Source organism: Myroides injenensis M09-0166 (genome assembly GCF_000246945.1).
GTDB classification, from domain to species: domain Bacteria; phylum Bacteroidota; class Bacteroidia; order Flavobacteriales; family Flavobacteriaceae; genus Flavobacterium; species Flavobacterium injenense.
This window is the reverse complement of the sequence record NZ_BAEX01000041.1, coordinates 1-21,937: the sequence shown is the minus strand read 5'-3', so window position 1 is coordinate 21,937 and position 21,937 is coordinate 1. Positions and strand designations below refer to the sequence as shown.

The following is a 21,937-nucleotide window of genomic DNA, read 5'->3' as shown; positions in this document are numbered from 1 at the left end:
AAAACATAAGGGTATATGTTAACATTATTGACAATTAAGAATTTTGCGCTTATTGACTCTTTAGAAATTAATTTTTCTAAAGGCTTTTCTATTATTACAGGTGAAACAGGTGCTGGTAAGTCTATATTACTTGGGGCTTTGGGACTCCTACAGGGCAAACGCGCAGATCTCGGTTCTCTTAAGAATAAAGAAGAGAAGTGCATTATAGAAGGTCATTTTAATATAGCTGAGTATTCGTTAAGAGAATTATTTGATTCAATAGGTATTGATTATGAGGATATAACGATAATAAGAAGAGAGATACTACCTTCAGGTAAATCTAGAGCTTTTGTAAATGACAGTCCTGTAAATTTAAGTGATTTACAGGTCTTGAGTAGCTATTTAATAGATATTCATTCACAGCATCAAACAGGTGAACTTTCTGAAGAAAGCTATCAGATGGATATTATCGATGCTGTAGCAAATAATCATAGTCTTTTAGATAAATATAAAACCTCATTAAAAGCTTATAAACAAATACAATCTTTATTAAAGGGATATCTTCAGCAAAAATCTGATTTACTAAAAGAACAAGATTATAACAATTTCTTACTAGAGGAATTAGAACAAGCTAATCTTGGTACTATGAATCAAGAGGAGTTAGAGAGTGAATATGAAAAGCTAAATAATGTAGAGTTTGTAAGAGAAAACTTTAGTCATTCTTTAGAAATATTTAATGCTGAACAAGTAGGTGTTATTTCTGGATTAAAAGAGATACGTACGCTATTACAAAAAACATCAGGAATATCTAAGGAGTATCAAGAGTTATACGATAGATTAGCAAGTGCTGAAATAGAAATGGTAGACATTGCTAATGAGCTTGAGAATATTGCTGAAAATGTAGTAATGGACCCCGAACAATTAAATTATATCAATGATCGTTTACAACTTTTGTATTCATTACAAAAAAAACATCAAGTAAATTCTGTTAGTGAGCTATTATCTATAGAGAAAGAATTAAGTGATAAAGCTTTTTTGGCAACTGATTTAGATGACAAGATTGTAAAAGCAGAACTAAAAGTTAATGAACTTGATGCTGTATTAAGCGAAATAGCTGATAAATTATCAAAATCTAGAAATAAGGTAATCCCAAGTTTAGTAAAACAATTAGTGGATATCTTAACTTTGGTGGGTATGCCTAATGCAAGTTTTAAATTTGAGTTTACTGATAGTGAATCATTTTTAGCAAATGGTAAAGATCAAATCCAATTATTATTTTCAGCTAATAAAGGGATGGATTATGGACTTCTTCGAAAAGTTGCATCAGGCGGTGAGATGTCTAGAATAATGCTAGCGATTAAAGCTATCTTAGCTAGATATTCAAGTTTGCCTACAATTATTTTTGACGAGATTGATACTGGAGTTTCAGGAGAAGTAGCTGATAAGATGGGGGAAATTATGAGAGATATGAGTGATCAAATGCAAGTATTTTCAATTACTCACTTACCTCAGATTGCAGCAAAGGGTGCTCATCATTATAAAGTTTTTAAAACTTCTGATCATAAGACAACTACTTCTCAAATTATTGAACTTGAAGGCGAGGATAGGGTTAAAGAAATAGCACAAATGTTATCTGGTAAGGATATTAGTTCTTCTGCTTTAGTGCATGCACGCGAACTATTACATAAATAGCAAAGAATTATTTTATATAGCAAAAGCCGACATAATAGTATGTCGGCTTTTTTATTATTATTGCTTTTACAATATTTATAATTATGGTTTTGCTTGCTCAAAGACAATATGAGTAATAGTCTGTACTTCTGTTACTCTAAAATACCCAAAGGCATCTTGTGTAGGATTAGTTATATTTTTTACATTGCCTTTTAATTGTCCAGGTGGCACTTGAAATGGTCCTCCTCCATTATCAATTGTAGTAATAAGCTGTTTAAGAAAATCGTAATAGTTATTAGAAACTTGACTAACTTTAATATTAATACTATCTCCTACCTCAGTATCCTCATCTATGTATATATTTTCAATTAAATTTCCTTTTGTATGTTCATTGGATTGAGCATAAAGGTGTATTTTATCATTATTACGCGTGTATTTAGTATAATAATAATTATATAAACTACTTTCTCTAGGAGTGTCTTTATAAAAAGTTCTTAGTACATAATAGTCTTTGTTAAAAAATCTCTCTCTAGTTTGTTTTACTTCAACAATTGGTGGTGTAGCAATTAAATTTTCTGTAGCTTCATAAATATTATTTTTATATTCTATATGAAGCTTATAAGAGCCATTATTACTGTTTTTATCAACTGATGTAGAAATATAGGTGCCACTATTATTTATTTCTTTAAAGTCAAATTTATTGCCTTTTGAATCTTCTACCCATACAGTTGCATTGTGTGCTTTTGGAATTTCCTTATTATAGTAATCTGTTGTTAAGCTTAACTTAATATATAAAGTATCATTTAGATTATCTGGCGAGAAGTCTAAGTTTGCTTCAACGACTAGTCTTTCTTCTGCTGTCGGCAAATCTAAGTCTATTACATCTTCACAACTACTAAGTGTAATAAGAAAAGAAAAACTAATTAATGTATATATAAAATATCTCATTGTTTTAAAATTTAAAGTTATAAGTAACACTTGGTACTATCCCAAAAATAGATAATCTTACAGCTTCGTTTTGACCTCTAATATCTTCATTCTCTCTGAACGATATAGATGCAGCATTTGATCTGCCATATAAATTATAAATGCCGAATACCCATTCTCCTTGCCATTTTTTATTACTATCTGGTTTTGGTGTATAGGTAGCAGATATATCTAAATGGTGGTATGCTGGTAAACTATGTGCATTTCTTTTTCCAAACCTTGGTACTCGTTTACCTTCATATTCATACTGACCTTCAGGATAAGTAATAGGCCTACCAGATTGTAAAGTAAAACTGGCACTTAAACTCCATTTAGGATTTAGTTCATACATAGCAGTGATAGATAAATCATGTAATTTATCATAAGGAGTTCTATACCATTCTCCATTATTTATTCCTGGTTCTTGTGTTGTTCTACCAGGTGTTTTTTGTTCAGATTTTGATAATGTATATGCAACCCATCCAGTAAGTCTGCCTAAGTTTTTTCTGAACATTAACTCCAAACCATATGCACGTGATTCACCATTTAATATAACGCGTTCTATTGCCTCGTTACCTATTAATTCTGCACCATCAATATAATCAATACTGTTTTTACCTTTTTTATAAAAAACTTCAGATTCTATGCTATATGCTCCTTCTTTAAAGTTTCTAAAGTAGCCTAGAGCAACTTGATCAACCAACTGTGGTTTGATAAATGAGCTACTTGGTGTCCATATATCTAATGGAGTAGGAGCTGCTGTATTAGAAATAAGATGAATGTACTGCGTCATTCTATTATAGCTGGCTTTAATAGATTGATCATCATCCAATGTATATGAAATAGCAAAGCGTGGTTCTATGTTTGTAAAGTTATCGATAGTTTCACTTTTGCTGTATTTTTTTGTACCAATGGGTTCTGCCATTTTATATACGCCTAACAAAGGATCATAGAGCACAGCTTGATTATCTTTGTATAGATTAATAGTTTCATTTCCCATTCTTGCGAATGTTGATAACCTCATTCCATAATTCAGATTTATCTTTTCGCCTAATTGTTGCTCAGCTTCGACATAGGCATTCGCTTCAAAAGCATATTTATTTGCTATTTTTTTATAGTTTATAGGAGAATCTAGTTTTGTAGGTTTGATTGTTCCTGGCGAAAAAATATAATGTAAAGCAGTACCCCCATATTTAAGTTGTAAATTATCAGAAACATCTTGTCTGAAGTCTAGTTTTCCTTGAAAGGTATTTATATTAGAATCCCATTTAAAACCAACTAAATCCATGTCCATACCGTAATAATAATCACTGTAAATAAGAGATAAATTACTACTTAGGTTGTCATTATATAAGTGATTCCATTGAATAGCTAAAGCAGTATTGCCAAAATTATTACTGAATAAATCTGAGAATTTAAATATATCCCTTCCGAAATAGCCCGAAAAGTTAATTTTGTTATTTTCGTTTAAATCGAAATTTACTCTAGTATTTAAGTCATAGAAATAAGCAGAGTTTTTATTATCACTTAGTTTCATAAATAGATGGGCGTAAGATGCTCTTCCAGCCACTAAAAATGAAGATTTTTCTTTTCTGATAGGACCTTCAGCCATCATTCTACTTGAGATTACTCCAATCCCTCCTGTACCGTGATATTCTATGTTATTTCCATTTTTTTGAAATACTTCTAGGACAGATGCAGCTCTACCTCCAAATCGTGCAGGGATACCACCTTTGTATAATTTTAAATCTTTTACGGCGTCTGAATTAAACACAGAAAAGAATCCAAATAAGTGAGAAGAACTATAAATAGGAGCATCATCTAGCAATACTAAGTTTTGTCCTGCAGAACCTCCTCTAACATTAAAACCAGAAGCACCTTCTCCTGCATTCGTAACTCCAGGAAGTTGTAATATTGACTTTAAAACATCGGTTTCACCTAATACAACAGGCATTTTTTTAATATCTTGAATAGAAAGCTTGTTGACACTCATCTCTGGAGTTCTAATATCTGCTTTCTTAGCATTTTGAGTAATAACTAATTCGTTTAATTGAGAAGATGATTCATCCAAAAGAATATCTAAAGTGTAATTCTCTTGTAAGTTAATATTTTTTGTTACAGTGTTATATCCTACATAAGATATTACTAGATTGTACTTACCTTGAGGTAACTTAATCGTATAGGAGCCATCCTCATCAGTAGATGTACCATTATTAATCTCGGGAATATAAATTGATGCACCGATTAACTTATTAGAATTACTTGTCACGACTCCTTTAAGTATATATTGGTTTTGGGCATTGATACTTATAAAGTTGAGTAAAGTAATTAGTAGTATAAAAGACTTAATTGTTATTTTCATTCTTGCTTTTAGCTTTAAATTGGTGTAAATATATATCGTAAAACGCTTTAGGTTTTACATTTGTATTTAAATAACGTTTTTTTTATATCAATGGTTTTCAAATAAATAATTTTTCAATCTAGAAGGTTTGGTATTAGGATTGCTATTTTTGCTTGTATGAAATCTATTTGGAAAATATATTCTAATTTTTGGTTTAGAAATTTAGCTATAATACTGTTGCTATGGAGTATTTTTACCTTTGCTATTTATGTAGATAAAGGTGATAAAGGATTGTTTTTAATTTGGTCAGAATTATTTCTTCCTTTTGTAATGATGTATAGTTTTCTGTTAGCTTTTAACCGACTACTAATAGAGCGATATTTATTAACAAAAAGGTATGGTTTATTTTTTTTGACTTCAATTTTATTTTGGTCATTTGTAGTATTTGTTTCTTCTTCTTTATCTAAACTGACTGGTAATTTTCACTCTTATGTTTTAGAAGCTTTTAATGATTTGTTTTTTGGTTTTATGGGAGCTGGAGCTTATTTTATACACTTATGGATTTATAATAATATTACGGCTAGAGAAAGAAAACTTGTTTCAACAGAAGTAGAGTTAGACTTTTTGAAAATGCAGCTAAATCCTCATTTTTTATTGAATGCAATGAATAATCTATATGGGGAAGCGCTCACTAATCCTAAGGATACACCTGATCGAATTTTAGAGTTATCAAATTTACTACGGTATCAACTTGGTGCAACTAAGAGAGAGTGGGTAGATGTAAGAGAAGAGATTGAGTTTATTGAAGAGTATTTGAATTACTATAAGTTTAGGAGCAATAAATTGTATATAGAAACTGTATATAGTGGGAATTTTTATGGAGTGCAAGTACCTCCTTTATTATTTTTTAGTCTAGTAGAAAATGCAGTAAAGTTTTGTTTGGAAAGTGAAACACCATCTATTTTTATTCGTTGGACTTACACTAAGAAAGGACTTTTGAGATTTGAAGTAGATAATAGTTGTATTGGGGAAACTTACCAAAAGAAAGGTACTAGAGTAGGTATCTTAAATTTAGAACGTCGATTGGAAGTATGTAAGTTTAAGTATAAGTTTGAGAATTATAGAATTTTGGATAACAGTTATAAGGCAATATTAGAGTTATGGGAACTACCTACAAATGTTTAATCGTTGATGATGAAAAACCAGCACATCAAGTATTGACTAGTCATATTGGTAAATGTGATGATTTAATGTGTATTGGGAATGTCTATAATGGAAAAGAAGCATTATTGTTTCTACAAAATACGCCTGTAGATATATTGTTTTTGGATATAAATATGCCAATGATAACAGGTATGGAACTTTTAAGCCTTTTACCTCAAAAACCTGTTACGATTATTACTACTGCTTACACTGATTTTGCTCTGCAATCCTATGAAAACGATGTGATAGATTACTTACTAAAGCCCATCCCTTTTGGTAAATTTTTAAAAGCTGTAGAAAAAGCAAAAGTTTTTAGCAATAATCAAAAGGAAAGCTATTTATTACCTAATTTCATTGAAATAAAGGAGGATGGTACCGATTATAACGTTAGTATAGATAGTATTATTTATATAGAAAGTGCTGGAAATTATATAAAAGTCTTTACTAATGAAAGGAGGAAGAGTTATTTTGTTTATGGTTCTCTTATAGGAATTAAAAGTGAATTATCAGAAGAATTTATACAAATACACAGATCATATTTAATAAATGTAAAGTATATAGAAACAATACTGCCCTTTAAAGTTATTTTAAAAACAAATATAGAATTACCCGTAGGTCGCAAGTATCAAATTCTACTTGATAAGTATATTTAGTTACTAGTCTATTTGGAGTCGAATATGGAATAACTTTTATATCTAGGTCCTACTAAAAAAACTCCCATATTGCATTAGTTTCTTATAGTTGTTGTCTTTATTATTTCTGCACGGAGGTCTTATATTTACTTATGAAAGCAGGATAATTGTGGAAGAATATTGTTCTTAGTTTTAATCTACTCTTTTAGAAATAATAGTTAATAAAAGGAAAGATGTAGCTTTTGATAAAATATATCATCTAAATTACCAGCTTTAGAATTGTTATTAGAGTTGTTAATTAGAATAACTAATAAAGTGGAGTAATTGCTCTCTCGTATATGTATCCTGCACGGAGCGAATATAATCACTATATAATGAGTGTATAGTGTCTCTATTAAAAACATATATTTTAATAGAGGTACTATGGACTCACAATGGACTCACTATGCAGTCATCCTGTCTCGTCCTTGTCTCGTCCTACTATAACTGTACAGCTATAGTTAATAATCCTATCATTTACTGTACAGTTTTTCACTAGTCCTTTTATGACTGTACAAGTTTTGTTGTTTATTAAAATAACATTTAATGGGTAAATAAACCTTCTTAAAAATGAATATTGAGTATTAATGTAGTTGATAATAAGTTCTGTAATAATCGTTTACTATTTAATATTTGAGTATTAAAAATTATAACTTATATGCTGAATGATTAGTTTGTCTTAATGGTGACATTATGGTTCATAGCTATTAGGTCTGTTTGTTCGATTGCTAATTTTGAGACAAAAGTACAAAATATACAATAAAAAAAGCGACTAACTTAAGAGTCAGTCGCTTCTATATTGGTTAATACTTTTCTAGATAGTATCTATAATAGTATTTAATGTAGTACTTGGTCTCATTGCTTTTGAAGTAGCTACTGGATCTGAATGATAGTAACCTCCGATAGCTTGAGCTTTACCTTGTGCTGCGATTAATTCTTTATTAATCTTAGTTTCATTTTCTTGCATAGCCTTAGCAATAGGAGCAAATTTAGCTTTTAATTCTGCATCCTTATTTTGATTAGCTAGTGCTTCAGCCCAATACATTGCTAGATAGAAATGTGAACCACGGTTATCAATAGATCCTACTCTACGAGCTGGTGATTTATCATTGTCTAAGAATTTAGCAGTAGCTTCATCTAGTGTTTCTGCAAGTATTAATGCTTTAGTATTATCTTGGGTTTGTCCTAAATGTTCAAAAGAAGCTCCTAAAGCTAAAAATTCACCAAGTGAATCCCAACGTAAGTAACCTTCTTCAATGAATTGCTCAATATGTTTAGGAGCTGATCCACCTGCACCAGTTTCAAATAATCCACCACCATTCATTAATGGAACGATAGATAACATTTTTGCAGAAGTTCCAACTTCTAAGATAGGGAATAGGTCAGTAAGGTAATCACGTAATACGTTTCCTGTAACAGAAATTGTATCAAGTCCTTTGCGAATTCTTTCTACAGATACTTTTGTAGCTTCGATAGGACTTAAAATTCTAATATCTAATCCAGTTGTATCGTGATCTTTTAAGTAAGTTTTTACTTTTTTGATAATTTCTCTATCATGTGCTCTATTTTCATCTAACCAGAAGATAGCAGGAGTTTCAGATAGACGAGCTCTATTAACAGCTAATTTTACCCAATCTTGGATAGGAGCATCTTTTGCTTGACACATTCTGAAAATATCATCTTTTTCAACTATTTGATCAAATAAGATATTTCCTTTTTCGTCACTTACACGGATAATACCATTATCTTCAGCTTGGAATGTTTTATCGTGAGAACCGTATTCTTCCGCTTTTTGAGCCATTAGCCCTACGTTAGGCACTGATCCCATTGTTGTTGGGTCATAAGCACCATTTGCTTTACAATCTTCAATTACTGTTTCATATACACCAGCATAACAACGATCTGGGATAATTGCTAAAGTATCTTGTTGTTTACCTTCTTTATTCCACATCTGTCCAGAAGTACGTATCATTGCTGGCATTGATGCATCAACGATTACATCTGATGGAACGTGAAGATTTGTAATTCCTTTATCAGAATTTACCATTGCAATAGCTGGACCATTTGCAATAGCGTCTTCAATAGCTTGTTTAACTTCAGCTTCTTTAGCATGTCCTGCTAGTTTAGCATATAAATCTCCTAAACCATTGTTTGGAATAATTCCTAGTTCAGCAAATAAGTCTGCGTATTTAGCATATACATCTTTAAAATATCCTTCTACTACAGCTCCAAAAATGATAGGGTCTGAAACCTTCATCATAGTAGCTTTTAAGTGAGTAGAGAATAGTATTCCTTTAGCTTTAGCTTCTTCTTTACATTCTGAAACAAAAGCTTTTAGTTTATTAACGTTTAATACTGAAGAATCGATTACTTCACCTGCTAATAGAGGAGCAAAATCTTTTAAAACTTTTACAGAACCATCTTTAGCAATAAACTCTATTTTGTACTTTCCGTCTTCTGCAACCGTAACTGATTTTTCAGTACCATAGAAGTCACCTTCAGGCATTGATGCAACTCTTGTTTTTGAGTCAGCTGACCAAGCACCCATTGAGTGTGGGTGTTTTTTAGCAAAGTTTTTTACAGCTTTTGGAGCTCGACGGTCTGAATTTCCTTCACGTAAAACAGGATTCACAGCAGACCCTAAAATCTTAGCATATTTTGCTTTGATAGCTTTTTCTTCATCTGTTTTTGGATCAGCAGGATAATTAGGCAATGCATATCCATGTGCTTGCAATTCTTTTATTGCTGCATTAAGCTGAGGAATAGAAGCAGAAATATTAGGTAACTTAATAATATTAGCTTCTGGAGTTTTTGCTAAATCTCCTAGTTCAGCTAACGCATCACCAATTTTTTGTTCTTCTTTTAAATACTCAGGGAAAGTCGCAAGGATACGACCTGCTAATGAAATATCACGTGTTTCTACTTCAATATTTGCTGTTTTAGCAAAAGCTTGTACCATTGGTAAGAACGAATACGTAGCAAGCATTGGAGCTTCGTCTGTAAACGTGTAAAGGATTTTAGATTTTTGTGTCATTCTTTTATAATTTAAATGAAAACAAGTTTATCGTTGAATATAACTATCGAAAACTTAAAAGTATAAAGCAAATATACTAAATATGAAAAGAAAAAGTAAGGGATATAAGGTATTATATTAGCGAATTGTCAATTTGATATTCTGTACTTTGTATATTTTGTTATTGGTATATTTAGATATAATATTTTGCATATAACGAAAAAAGGTCGCTCTTTTTAGAACGACCTTTTTAACTGTTATTTTATATTTAATAATTTTTTCCACCAAGGGCGGTTATCATTTTCTACATCGTGACCATAACCATATCCATAACCGTAACCATATCCATAGCCTCCATAACCTTTTGTTGTCATTGTATCATTTAATACAATTGACATATTTGGAAGTTTTCCTTCTTTATGTAAGTCATTAGGAAGCTTTAGCATACGTTTGTCCAAATAATTCGCTCTAGTAACGTAGATAAATGTATCAGCATATTTCGCTACTAACAATGTATCTGTGACTAAACTAACAGGAGCAGTATCCACAATGATATAATCAAATTCTTTTTTCAACTCATCGAACATCTTTCCAATACGATCTCCCATAAGTAGCTCTGCAGGGTTTGGAGGAATAGTTCCAGCTGGTAGAGCGTATAAGTTTTCATATCCGTTGATCTTAACTATGTATTTGTTAATATCATCTTCTTTGCGTAATAAGTAGTCTGATACTCCACTTGAAGGTAGCATAACGTAATCATCAAGTCTTGGATTACGTAAGTCTAAACCTATTAGTAATGTCTTCTTTCCAGAAAGAGCTATTGTTGCAGCAATATTCACTGAGGTAAACGTTTTACCTTCTTTAGGGAAAGTAGAAGTTAAGAATATCATTTTAGCTTCACCTTCTTTCGTATTACTTAACATAAATTCTATGTTAGTACGAATAATACGCAATGCTTCAGCAGTACTTGTTCTACTTGCGATGTCAACAATTTTAGTGTTTTCATCTGAGTGAGGTATGTCTCCTAAGAAAGGAACATTTGTATTTTCCTCAATATCAATTCTATTTTTAACTTTTGTATCTAATAGATTTTTAAGATATATAATTGCAAATGGAATAAGTCCACCTAGTATTAATGCAGCTAATAATATTATTGCTTTTTTTGGAGAAACAGGTTTATCCGAACTTTTAGCGTAGTCTATTACTTTTGCATTCAAATCTGTAGCAGCTAAAGCAATTGCTGTTTCTTCTCTTTTTTGAAATAAATAAAGATAAATAGCTTCTTTTACTTTTTGCTGTCTGTCGATTATTCTGAACTCACGTTCTTGTCTAGGAACTTGCGCTAAGCGTGAACGTAAATCTTTTTCTTTAGTATCAAGTTCTTTTTGAGTGATCTTTAAAGAGCTCTCTAAACGAACTAAACTTGCCATTACAGAAGCTTTCATTGAAGCTATCTGGTCGTCTAATTTAATAACAGCCGGGTTACGAGAAGTAGAACTAGTACTAATTCTATTTCTGTCTAAAACCATTTTATTATATTCATTTATTAAGCTATTAGAGCTTTGGTCTGAAGATATAATATTACCAGGAATTAACTCACTTGGTTTGCTGCTACGTAAGAATTCAATCATAGATGAAACTACTTTTAGTTCTGTTTCATTTTGAATTATTTCTTTTTCGTATGTATTTGCATTTTGTAAATATAGACCTAATTCTGTTGGGATGTCAGTTATGCTATTTTTAGCTTTATATCCCTCTACATTTTTTTCAACATCACCTAATTCCTCAGTTATTAATTGTAAACGACTATCAATAAATTCAGAAGTTTTACGAGAAACTGATTTCTTATCAGCTATTGCTACATCATTGTAAATGTTGATAAGATTGTTTAAATAATCTATTGCTAATGCAGGAGTAGCATCTAAAAGTGATAAATCGATTACACTTGAAAATTTATCAGTAGGAGCAATTTGGATATTCTTAACATAACTATCTACTACTTTTTGAACAGGATAAATCTCTACTGCTAAATCTTTTACATCTTCTTCAGTATCATCTTCATTTTCTTCTTTAGCTTTTTTAAGAGTAGGAAGTGGTTTCGCTTTATTCTTCGTAACTTTTAATTTACCTATTAAAGTATCAATAGATTCTTCAAATTTATAATGACCAATTAATTCTTTATCTTCATTATATAAATCAAAAGAGTCTTCAGAAATGTTTTTTACATAAAAAGTATATCTGATATTGTCAAAATCAAATACTCTTTCTACAAAGTTAAAAGTAATTGGACTATTATCATATAGATTACTTTTAACTACGCGACCTTCATTAATATATGCAATATTTAAATCTAAACGACGAACTGTTTTTTCAGCTAGATTTCTAGATTGTAATATCTGTGTCTCATTTTCAACGTTACTCTTTCCTCCAGATAGCATACCTAAATCAGCAAATGCTGCTACTTCTGAAGCAATACCACCTCCTCTTTTCTCATCTTTGACAATGATGGTGGTATTAATTTTATAAATTTTCTGTGAATAACGTAAATAAATAAAAGCAACAACTAGAGTAAAGAATATACTTACCACAAACCAACGCCAATATATTACGTATTTTTCTAATTCCTCGCGAATGTTAATGTTCGCGTTTTCATTATTATCGAATTTGTTTTCCATGTTGTTTATTTCGTAGATAGAGCAATAATAGTTACTAATAATGATAAAGCTGATAAACCTAAACTTAAGTTAGGACCTACAACAGAAGAGTTAATTCTTGTTTTATTAGGTTCTACATAGACAATATCATTTTGATTAAGATAGTAATAAGGTGATGTCATAAAATCAGCCTTAGTCATATCCACTCTAATTGGAACTTTTTTGCCTTCTATTTCTCTTATAATTAAAACATTATCTCTTTTACCATAAACTGTCATATCACCTGATAAAGCTATTGCTTCTGCTAGAGTTAATCGTTCACTAGTAACAGTGTAAACTCCAGGTTTTATTACTTCCCCTTGCACAGTAACTTTGAAGTTCATTATTCTAAGGTTGATAATAGGATTGTTGATATATTGGCTTATTTCTGAAGTTAAATACTTTATTGCTTCGTCTCTAGAGAGTCCTCCTAATTTAATTTTTCCAAGGACAGGGAATTGAATATATCCTTCATTATCAATTAAATACAATTGTTGTTGCATTTGTCCTCCTACAGCAGGATTAAGAGGATTTGAAGTCATACTATTGACTAAGTTAAAAGGTGCAGCAGCTTCAACGTCTTCTGCAGAAACGATAATCATTAGTAAATCGTCAGCTCTTAAACGTGTTTTAAACTGAGAGTTGGTTGCATTATTTAATAGTACAGAATCAACATCTTGATAATACACTATCTTCTCTCTTGAAGCACAAGAAGTGAATAGAGTTATTATAGTAATTACTATAGCAAAATTAAATAGGAACTTATTTTTCATTAGTTTTTTGTGCAAATATAAAATTTATAGATAGGCAAAAAAAAAAATATTCAAAATAGACATATAAACTTGTAATCTTTTAATATTATTAATGAAGATTATTGTATTATTTTTTTGATATTATGCTGAATTAAAATGACATTTTTCTATTTAATACCTTATTTATCAATTTATAGATGACTGTTGTTTTTTATAGTTATTATTAATTGTTTATTGAAAAGTATATTTGACATATTCTTAAATAAATTATTCAAAAAAAAGCTTCTTTTTTCGAAGCTCGAAGTTTTGTCCTAAGTAAACTTTTCTTACCATTTCATCTTCAGCTAATTCTTCTGGAACACCTGCCTTTAGAATTCCACCCTCAAACATTAAGTAGGTTTTATCTGTAATAGCTAAAGTTTCTTGGACATTGTGATCGGTAATTAAAATACCAATATTTTTATTTTTTAGTTTAGCGACAATACGCTGGATGTCCTCCACTGCAACTGGGTCAACTCCCGCAAAAGGCTCATCTAAAAGAATGAATTTAGGGTCAGTTGCTAGCGCTCTCGCTATTTCTGTACGTCTTCTTTCTCCACCTGATAATAAGTCACCTCGGTTAGTACGTATATGTTCTAAGCTGAATTCTTCTATGAGAGATTCCATCTTAGCAATTTGTTCCTTCTTTGAAAGTTTTGTCAATTGCAATACGCTTAAAATATTATCCTCAATACTTAATTTTCTAAATACAGAAGCTTCTTGAGCAAGGTAACCAATACCATGTTGTGCTCTTTTGTACATAGGAAAATCTGTAATATCGGTATTATCCAAATAAATATGACCACTATTAGGTTTAACTAAACCAACAATCATATAGAAAGAGGTAGTCTTTCCTGCTCCATTAGGACCTAATAAACCAACAATTTCTCCTTGGTTTACTTCAACGGAAACACCTTTAACTACTTTTCTTTTCTTATATATTTTTACAATATTATCTGCTCTTAATTTCATGATTTTATAGTTTAGCTACGCTGTCAGAATCCTTTTTATCTAATTTTTTTGCGGATTGTACGAATTTAGAAATATAAATACTTACTTCATACAATATTAACAAAGGTATAGAAACTATAATTTGACTTACAACGTCTGGTGGTGTAATTACAGCTGCAATAATTAGAATTAACACAATTGCATATTTTCTATATTCTCTTAAAAATTGTGGTGTTACAAGCCCCATTACAGATAAGAAGTAGATGATGATAGGCAATTCAAATACTAATCCACAAGCAACAGATGTCGTTTTAACTAGACCTATATATGAATTAATATCAATTTGATTTTTAACAAACTCACTTACTTGAATATTGGAAAGAAAATTTATTGATAGAGGTGTAATTATATAAAAACCAAAAGCAACTCCTAAGAAAAATAATAATGAAGATATAATTATAAACAGTTTAGCATACTTTTTCTCATTTTGATATAATGCTGGACTAATAAATTTCCATATTTCCCATAAAATAAAAGGTACTGATATAATAAAACCAGCAGTAATACAAGTCCAAATAATTACTGAGAATTGCCCATCCATTGTTCTATTTTGAATTTCAAAGGGTAATTCTTTGCTACAGAAACTATCATCAAAATTAAAACGTTGTGCTAGTTTACAAAAGAAGCGATAGGTGATAAAATTAGGATCTTTTGGTGCGAAAATGATTTTATTAAAAATGAAGTCATTAAATATAAATGCAACGATACCTCCTCCTAAAATGAATACGGTAGATCTTACTAATAACCAGCGTAATTCTTCTAAATGGTCAAGGAAAGACATTTCCTTTTTTGAGTTTTTTATTTTGCCCATAATTTATATTTATACTATTCCTTCTTTTAAAATATCATGTAGATGAATGACTCCCACATACTCTTGATTATCTGTAACAAGTAATTGAGTAATCGAATTATCTTCTAATATAGAGAGTGCTTTTGATACATGCTCATTTGCATCTATTGACTTTGGATTACTAGTCATTATATCTAGTGCTTTAAAGTGCGACAAGTTATCACTTTTTTGCAGCATTCTTCGTAAATCTCCATCTGTAATAATCCCAATTAGTTTATTATTCTCCACTACGGCTGTCACTCCAAGACGTTTTTCTGAAATTTCAACGATGACATCTTTAATACTAGATTGAGGAGATACACTAGGTTTGTTTTCGCTTTTTAATATATTCTTTACTAGGAGTAATAGTTTTTTGCCCAATGCTCCTCCAGGGTGGTACATTGCGAAGTCATCAGGAGTAAAACTTCTCATTTCTATAAGACAAGCAGCTAAAGCATCGCCAAGAACCAATTGAGCAGTAGTGCTATTCATTGGAGCTAGGTTATTAGGGTCTGCTTCTCTTTCTACTTTTGAAAGTAAAATATAATCAGCTCCTTTAGCAAGAAAAGAATTCTCGTTTGCAGTAATAGCTATTAATTTATTACCCTGTCTTTTAAGAAGGGGAGTTAATACTTTTATTTCAGGGCTATTACCACTGTTTGATATACAGATTACACAATCGTTTGGTTGTACTAACCCTAAATCTCCATGAACTGCCTCTGCAGCGTGCATATAGATAGCGGGTGTCCCTGTAGAATTAAAGGTTGCGACTATTTTTGCACCGATTAGTGCACTTTTGCCTATTCCTGTCACAATGACTCTTCCTTTGCACTCCAAAATAATTTTTACGGCTTCTGCAAAATCTTCAGTAAGATAATTGATGAGATTTTTAACACTTTCACTTTCAGAGAGTAATGTGTTTTTTGCCGTATTTAATATAGTTGATGTAGTATTCAAAATTTGTGATTGTTAAATATTAGGTTTGAACTAAAGAAATTTTGTACCTTTAGGTACTGCAAATTTATGTAAAATACCATACAAAAATAATGAAATCAACTGAAATTGACTTGTACAAAGAGTTAAAGAGATTTTTCGGCTTTTCACAGTTCAAAGGTCTCCAAGAGGATGTGGTTAAAAGTATTATTTCAGGACATAATACTTTTGTAATTATGCCTACTGGAGGAGGGAAATCTCTATGCTATCAACTCCCAGCTTTAGTGTTGGAAGGTACAGCTATTGTTGTGTCTCCTCTTATTGCTTTGATGAAGAATCAGGTAGACGCTATACGTAGTTTATCTACTGAGCATGGCATAGCTCATGTGTTGAATTCTTCTTTGACCAAATCTGAAATCAATCAGGTAAAAGAAGATATTAAAAGTGGTGTTACAAAACTTTTATATGTTGCACCAGAGTCTTTAACAAAAGAGGAGTATGTTTCTTTCTTAAAAGAAGTAAAATTGTCTTTTGTTGCAATTGATGAAGCACACTGTATTTCTGAATGGGGGCATGACTTCAGACCAGAATACAGAAATCTACGTAATATTATTAGACAGTTAGGTGATATTCCAATGATTGGATTAACAGCTACTGCAACACCAAAAGTTCAAGAGGATATATTGAAAAATCTTGAAATTCCTGATGCTAATGTGTTTAAGGCTTCTTTTAATAGACCTAATTTGTTCTATGAGATACGTCCAAAAACTAAAAATATAGAATCAGATATTATACGCTTTATTAAACAAAATGCTGGGAAATCGGGTGTTATATATTGTTTGAGTCGTAAGAAAGTGGAGGAGATAGCAAATGTACTACAAGTAAATGGTATTAGTGCTGTACCTTATCATGCTGGATTGGATGCAAAAACGAGAGCAAAACATCAAGATATGTTCTTAATGGAAGATGTCGATGTCGTTGTTGCTACAATTGCATTTGGTATGGGAATAGATAAACCAGACGTTAGGTATGTTATACACCATGATATTCCAAAATCATTAGAAAGTTATTACCAAGAAACTGGTAGGGCTGGACGTGATGGTGGAGAAGGACATTGTTTAGCTTATTATTCATATAAAGATATTGAAAAGCTAGAGAAATTTATGGCTGGTAAACCTATTGCTGAACAAGAAATAGGGTTTGCATTGTTGCAGGAAGTTGTGGGTTATGCAGAAACTTCTATGTCACGACGTAAATTTTTACTACATTATTTTGGAGAGGAATTTGATGAAGTGAATGGTGAGGGAGCGGATATGGATGATAACGTTCGTAATCCAAAAACTAAAAATGAAGCTCAAGATAATGTCTGTAAAGTTATAGAAGTTGTTCGTGATGCTAAACAGTCTTATAAAACTAAAGAGATTGTTTTTGCACTTACTGGTAAGGTTAATGCTCTGCTTAAAGTAAATAAAGTTGATAGTCAGCCATTTTTTGGAATAGGTAAAGACCATGATGAAAAATATTGGATGGCTTTGATTAGACAGATGCTTGTTGCGGGACTGTTGAAGAAAGATATTGAAACTTATGGTATATTAAAGGTTACCGCACAAGGATTAGCATTTTTAGAAAAGCCAGTATCTTTTATGATGACTGAAGATCATGTTTATTCTGATAGTGACGCTGATAATGAAATTAATATTTCTAAAAACAATTCCGTTGCAGACGAAGTGTTAATAGGAATTCTTAAAGACCTGCGTAAAAAAGTTGCCAAAAAGAATAGCGTACCTCCTTTTGTTGTTTTTCAAGATCCTTCTTTAGAAGAGATGGGGTTAAAGTATCCTATTACTTTGGAAGAAATGGCAAATATTATAGGAGTAAGTGAAGGAAAAGCAAAGAAATATGGTAAAGATTTCGTTGATGTAATAAAAAATTATGTTGAAGAAAATGATATTATAAGACCTGATGATTTAGTTGTAAAATCTACAGGGGCTAATTCAGCTTTAAAACTTTATATTATTCAAAATGTTGATAGAAAGCTTTCGTTAGATGATATCGCTAAGGCAAAAGGTTTAGATATGGATTCTCTTTTGAAAGAAATGGAACAGATTGTTTATTCTGGTACAAAACTAAATCTAGATTATTGGATAGATGATGTATTAGACGAGGATCAGCAAGAAGAAATCTATGATTACTTTATGGATTCTGAAACTGATAATATTAAAGTGGCTTTAGAAGAATTTGATGGTGATTATGATACTGAAGAATTACGTTTAATGCGTATCCAGTTTATAAGTAAAGAAGCAAATTAGAACATAGTTTGTATATTATATTTGATTAAAAAATCTCCGAGTAGTTTCGGAGATTTTTTTATTCGTATAACTCTCCGCGATGTGGTTTTAATTTATCTCGAACTGCTCTCATTTGTTCATCGTTAACCACCATGTAAGCAATTGTATGATGATCAGATAATTGTTTTGCTTCAATAATTGTTATAGGTAGTTTTTCTATTTCTACGTATTCTTTTAAATGTATTACATGATGCTCCGCAATTTTTGCTCCGTCTGGGCCATGAAAGTCCCAGATTAGTTTTATTCTTCGTTCCATAGTGTTCTAAAGTTCTGATCAAAATTAAATAAAAAAAGTCTAATTGCTAAATACTTTTCTATGTAACTCCTAATGTAGAGCGATTGTGTGGTGATTGACGCTTTTGAATAGTTTGTGTATGTTCTTGCAGTTCTAGTTATAACTATACTAGACATTATGTAGTTAGAAAGGAGAATTTTACACAACAAAATCTCAATAATAAACGGAATCGACCTATATCTGTAAGATCACAAGAACTAAAATAGCATTATTTCGAAGGTTATTCAAGTTTCCTTCAACACTTCTTCAACATTCCTTCAACAAAATGCTCTCTAGCCCAAGCATTCTCGAAGAAGTGTTGAAGGATTCCCCTCGAGTGCCTGTAAATACAGTACTTACGAGCCGATTGGTTTTACGGTACAAATGAGGTTTTTTGGGAGTTAAATTATACCTTGAAGCTAGGTTTTATAAGGGGTAGGGAGGAAAAATATGTCTGATTTTGGGAAGGTGTTTTGGTGAAAAAACATATGAAGAATTTATAAATTAGAATAACAATTTATGAGTTGCCATAGCGTTATTGAATATGGTTGTACAATTTCTGTGAAGAAAGGATTAACTTTTTTGAAAGTGAATGATGTTAAAGTAAGAAGGGAAAGTTCGGTATAGGAGAGAAAAAGGTAAAGAATTGTTTCTGAACAGAATAAAATTTTTTGTATTCAAAAGCTAATAAATCATAGTTAAACATTGAGTATAAAGAGAAGTAATTAGATAAACAGTTTCTTTTTTTGTATTTTTGAAATTGATATAATATAATATGATATGAAAGAAGAGTTAGTGATATTGGTAAATGAAAAGGACGAACAGGTTGGTGTAATGGAAAAAATAGAAGCTCATGAAAAAGCATTATTACATAGAGCTTTTTCTGTTTTTATTTTAAATAAGAATAATGAAGTAATGTTACAACAACGCGCTGCTGAGAAATATCATTCACCTTTGTTGTGGACTAATACTTGTTGTAGTCATCAACGTGCTGGCGAGACAAATATAGAAGCTGGAAAAAGAAGGCTAAAGGAAGAAATGGGGTTTGAAGTTCCTTTGAAAGATGTGTTTAATTTTATCTACAAAGCACCTTTCTCAAATGGACTTACAGAACATGAGTTTGATCACGTAATGATTGGCTATTATGATGATGAACCAAATATTAATCCTGATGAAGTAGAAGCATGGAAATGGATGTCTATTGAAGATATTAAAGAAGATATGGAAAAGCATCCTGAATTATATACGGAGTGGTTTAAGATCATTTTTTCTAAGTTTTACCATTATATAGAAGCTCAAAAAAAATAATATCATGAGATTAACTATTAGTAGAAAAGCTCATTTTAATGCTGCCCATCGACTGTTTAGGAAAGAATGGTCAGATGAGAAAAATCAACGAATCTTTGGTAAATGTAATAATCCTAATTATCATGGGCATAATTATGAATTAATTGTTCATGTCACTGGAGAATTGGATGAGGAGACAGGATTTGTGATGGATTTGAAAGAGTTGTCAGATTTGATAAAACAGGAGATTGAAGAAGCTTTTGATCATAAGAATTTAAATTTAGATGTTCCTGAGTTTGCAGATTTGATACCGACAGCTGAGAATATTGCAATTGTTATATGGAGAAAATTAAGACCTTTTATACCAAAAGATAAAGATTTAGAGGTTGTTTTATACGAAACTGCAAGAAATTTCGTGTCGTATAAAGGAACTGTCTAAAAAATATTAATAATGATAGAAAATTAGTAAATTTGCAGCTTGATTTTTTTGAAAAGAGGAAAAGTAAAAATAAGTAATGAACTTATTATATTTATACAGGAAGGTTTAATATATGGGCTTTAATCAATATCCTATAGTATTTACGCCTATACTCAAAGAGAGGATTTGGGGAGGTAGTAAGTTAAATACAATATTAGGGAAAGATATACATTCAGACAGTGTAGGAGAGAGTTGGGAAATATCGGGAGTTACCGATGACGTGAGTATTGTGTCTAATGGAGAATATGAAGGTTGGGATTTAGAGAAGCTCATTGATCAGTTTCCTAATGAATTATTAGGAGATTATATTTATAAGCGCTTTGGGAAGAAATTTCCATTATTGTTTAAGTTCTTAGATGCGAAAGAGGACTTATCTATTCAACTTCATCCTGATGATGACTTAGCGATGAAGAGACATCAGTCGCTTGGAAAAACGGAGATGTGGTATGTAATGCAAGCAGACCCTGGTGCTAGAGTCGTTGTTGATTTTAAAGAAGGAGTAACTCCTAAAGATTATCTACATCATTTAGAGTCCAAGAGTTTACCCAATATTCTTAAAGAAATACCTGTGAAAAAAGGAGATGCTTTTTTTATTCAAACAGGTACAGTTCACGCAATAGGTGCAGGTGTTTTACTTGCAGAAATTCAGCAAACATCAGATATTACTTACCGCGTTTATGACTGGGATAGAACTGACTCAGAAGGCAAGTCACGTGAGTTACATGTTGACTTAGCATTAGAGGCGATTAACTATGATGCAAAACAAGTAGAGCTAGCTTATTCAAACGAGGAAGATAGTGCTAACGAAGTGGTAGAATGTCCTTATTTTTCTGTTAATATAGTGCCTCTAAAGCACTGTTATAAAAAAGATAAGGGAACAGATCGTTTTTGTTTATATGTGTGTACAGAAGGAGAATGTGAGTTTGAAGTAAATAACGAGAAGTTTAGTTTTAGCAAAGGTGATACTGTATTAATACCAGCAATTATAAACGAAGTAAAAGTAAGTGGTAAAGCAACATTATTAGAGATATTTGTTTCATAAAATATTTAGTATCTGTAATAATTAAGTTGTAGCTTTGCAGCAAAATTTAATATTTAAATTAGGAAATTATGGCAAGTGTAAAAAACTTAAAAAAGGATATCCACTACGTGTTAGGAGATATTATCCAAGCTATCTATATTCACGAAATGACTAATAATGGAGCTACTCCTGAGACTAGTGCTTTATTAGAAGAAGCATTGACATCATTCGATACTTTGATAGATGAAGTTAACCTTAAAGGAATAGAAAATAAAAAAGCACATTTTAAAGGAGTTTATACAAAATTGGAAACTATTGCTGGTCAATTAGTTGAAAAAATAAACGCTCTTTAAGAGAAAAAAAGATTAAAAAACACGCTTAAAGGCTTGTGAAATTCGAAAAGCGTGTTATCTTTGCACTCGCAAAAT

Annotated in this window: 17 protein-coding genes; 8 read left to right on the top strand and 9 right to left on the bottom strand. The window is 31.1% G+C overall.

Features of this window, described 5'->3' with window-relative positions; all coding sequences use genetic code 11:
- Nucleotides 1–15 precede the first annotated feature (15 nt).
- Nucleotides 16–1,671 (top strand): DNA repair protein RecN, encoded by a 1,656-nt coding sequence (gene recN, locus RH98_RS08270; protein ID WP_010252919.1) that lies wholly within the window; start codon nucleotides 16–18, stop codon nucleotides 1,669–1,671.
- Between the two features lie 81 nt (nucleotides 1,672–1,752).
- On the opposite strand, the gene RH98_RS08265 is transcribed toward recN, so the two are convergent.
- Complete coding sequence (locus RH98_RS08265) at nucleotides 1,753–2,598, bottom strand: DUF4249 family protein (protein WP_010252917.1); 846 nt, start codon at nucleotides 2,596–2,598, stop codon at nucleotides 1,753–1,755.
- A 4-nt stretch (nucleotides 2,599–2,602) separates the two neighbouring features.
- Complete coding sequence (locus tag RH98_RS08260) at nucleotides 2,603–4,978, bottom strand: TonB-dependent receptor (protein ID WP_010252915.1); 2,376 nt, start codon at nucleotides 4,976–4,978, stop codon at nucleotides 2,603–2,605.
- A gap of 156 nt (nucleotides 4,979–5,134) precedes the next feature.
- On the opposite strand from RH98_RS08260, the gene RH98_RS08255 reads away from it, so the two are divergent.
- Together RH98_RS08255 and RH98_RS08250 are read left to right on the top strand one after the other, a co-directional pair.
- A complete protein-coding gene (locus RH98_RS08255) occupies nucleotides 5,135–6,142 on the top strand; it encodes a sensor histidine kinase (RefSeq protein ID WP_010252913.1) in 1,008 nt (335 codons plus the stop codon).
- A complete protein-coding gene (locus RH98_RS08250; RefSeq protein WP_010252911.1) occupies nucleotides 6,118–6,813 on the top strand; it encodes a LytR/AlgR family response regulator transcription factor in 696 nt (231 codons plus the stop codon). The genes RH98_RS08255 and RH98_RS08250 overlap by 25 nt, the downstream gene beginning before the upstream one ends.
- A gap of 832 nt (nucleotides 6,814–7,645) precedes the next feature.
- Here RH98_RS08250 and RH98_RS08245 read toward each other — a convergent pair.
- The 6 genes from RH98_RS08245 to RH98_RS08220 all read right to left on the bottom strand — a co-directional run bounded on the left by RH98_RS08245 (nucleotide 7,646) and on the right by RH98_RS08220 (nucleotide 16,125).
- On the bottom strand, nucleotides 7,646–9,865 hold the full coding sequence (locus RH98_RS08245) for an NADP-dependent isocitrate dehydrogenase (RefSeq protein ID WP_010252909.1): 2,220 nt from the start codon (nucleotides 9,863–9,865) through the stop codon (nucleotides 7,646–7,648).
- 236 nt (nucleotides 9,866–10,101) lie between these two features.
- Nucleotides 10,102–12,519, bottom strand: coding sequence for a GumC family protein (locus tag RH98_RS08240; protein WP_010252907.1), 2,418 nt, complete (start codon nucleotides 12,517–12,519; stop codon nucleotides 10,102–10,104).
- A gap of 5 nt (nucleotides 12,520–12,524) precedes the next feature.
- The gene (locus tag RH98_RS08235; protein ID WP_010252905.1) at nucleotides 12,525–13,310 is read right to left on the bottom strand and encodes a polysaccharide biosynthesis/export family protein; all 786 of its coding nucleotides are present in this window, start codon (nucleotides 13,308–13,310) and stop codon (nucleotides 12,525–12,527) included.
- 246 nt (nucleotides 13,311–13,556) lie between these two features.
- On the bottom strand, nucleotides 13,557–14,300 hold the full coding sequence (gene lptB / locus RH98_RS08230; protein WP_010252903.1) for an LPS export ABC transporter ATP-binding protein: 744 nt from the start codon (nucleotides 14,298–14,300) through the stop codon (nucleotides 13,557–13,559).
- 4 nt (nucleotides 14,301–14,304) lie between these two features.
- Nucleotides 14,305–15,150 carry a twin-arginine translocase subunit TatC gene (tatC, locus tag RH98_RS08225; protein WP_010252902.1) on the bottom strand — a complete coding sequence of 282 codons (846 nt, stop codon included), beginning with the start codon at nucleotides 15,148–15,150 and terminating at the stop codon, nucleotides 14,305–14,307.
- Nucleotides 15,151–15,159: 9 nt separating this feature from the next.
- Nucleotides 15,160–16,125, bottom strand: coding sequence for a KpsF/GutQ family sugar-phosphate isomerase (locus RH98_RS08220; protein ID WP_010252901.1), 966 nt, complete (start codon nucleotides 16,123–16,125; stop codon nucleotides 15,160–15,162).
- Nucleotides 16,126–16,214: 89 nt separating this feature from the next.
- Between RH98_RS08220 and recQ the strand changes: the two genes are divergently transcribed.
- Nucleotides 16,215–18,410, top strand: a complete 2,196-nt coding sequence (recQ, locus tag RH98_RS08215) for a DNA helicase RecQ (protein WP_010252900.1) — start codon at nucleotides 16,215–16,217, stop codon at nucleotides 18,408–18,410.
- A 58-nt stretch (nucleotides 18,411–18,468) separates the two neighbouring features.
- Here the strand turns inward: recQ and RH98_RS08210 are convergent, their stop codons facing one another.
- Nucleotides 18,469–18,705, bottom strand: coding sequence for a hypothetical protein (locus tag RH98_RS08210; RefSeq protein ID WP_010252899.1), 237 nt, complete (start codon nucleotides 18,703–18,705; stop codon nucleotides 18,469–18,471).
- Between the two features lie 798 nt (nucleotides 18,706–19,503).
- Here RH98_RS08210 and idi point away from each other — a divergent pair.
- From idi to RH98_RS08190, 4 genes are all read left to right on the top strand, one after another.
- Nucleotides 19,504–20,031, top strand: a complete 528-nt coding sequence (idi, locus tag RH98_RS08205; protein ID WP_010252898.1) for an isopentenyl-diphosphate Delta-isomerase — start codon at nucleotides 19,504–19,506, stop codon at nucleotides 20,029–20,031.
- Nucleotides 20,032–20,035: 4 nt separating this feature from the next.
- Nucleotides 20,036–20,449, top strand: a complete 414-nt coding sequence (locus RH98_RS08200) for a 6-pyruvoyl trahydropterin synthase family protein (RefSeq protein WP_010252897.1) — start codon at nucleotides 20,036–20,038, stop codon at nucleotides 20,447–20,449.
- Between the two features lie 112 nt (nucleotides 20,450–20,561).
- Nucleotides 20,562–21,530, top strand: a complete 969-nt coding sequence (locus RH98_RS08195) for a type I phosphomannose isomerase catalytic subunit (RefSeq protein ID WP_010252896.1) — start codon at nucleotides 20,562–20,564, stop codon at nucleotides 21,528–21,530.
- 68 nt (nucleotides 21,531–21,598) lie between these two features.
- Entirely contained in the window at nucleotides 21,599–21,862 is a 264-nt protein-coding gene (locus RH98_RS08190; protein WP_010252895.1) for a hypothetical protein, read from the top strand.
- Nucleotides 21,863–21,937: the final 75 nt, after the last annotated feature.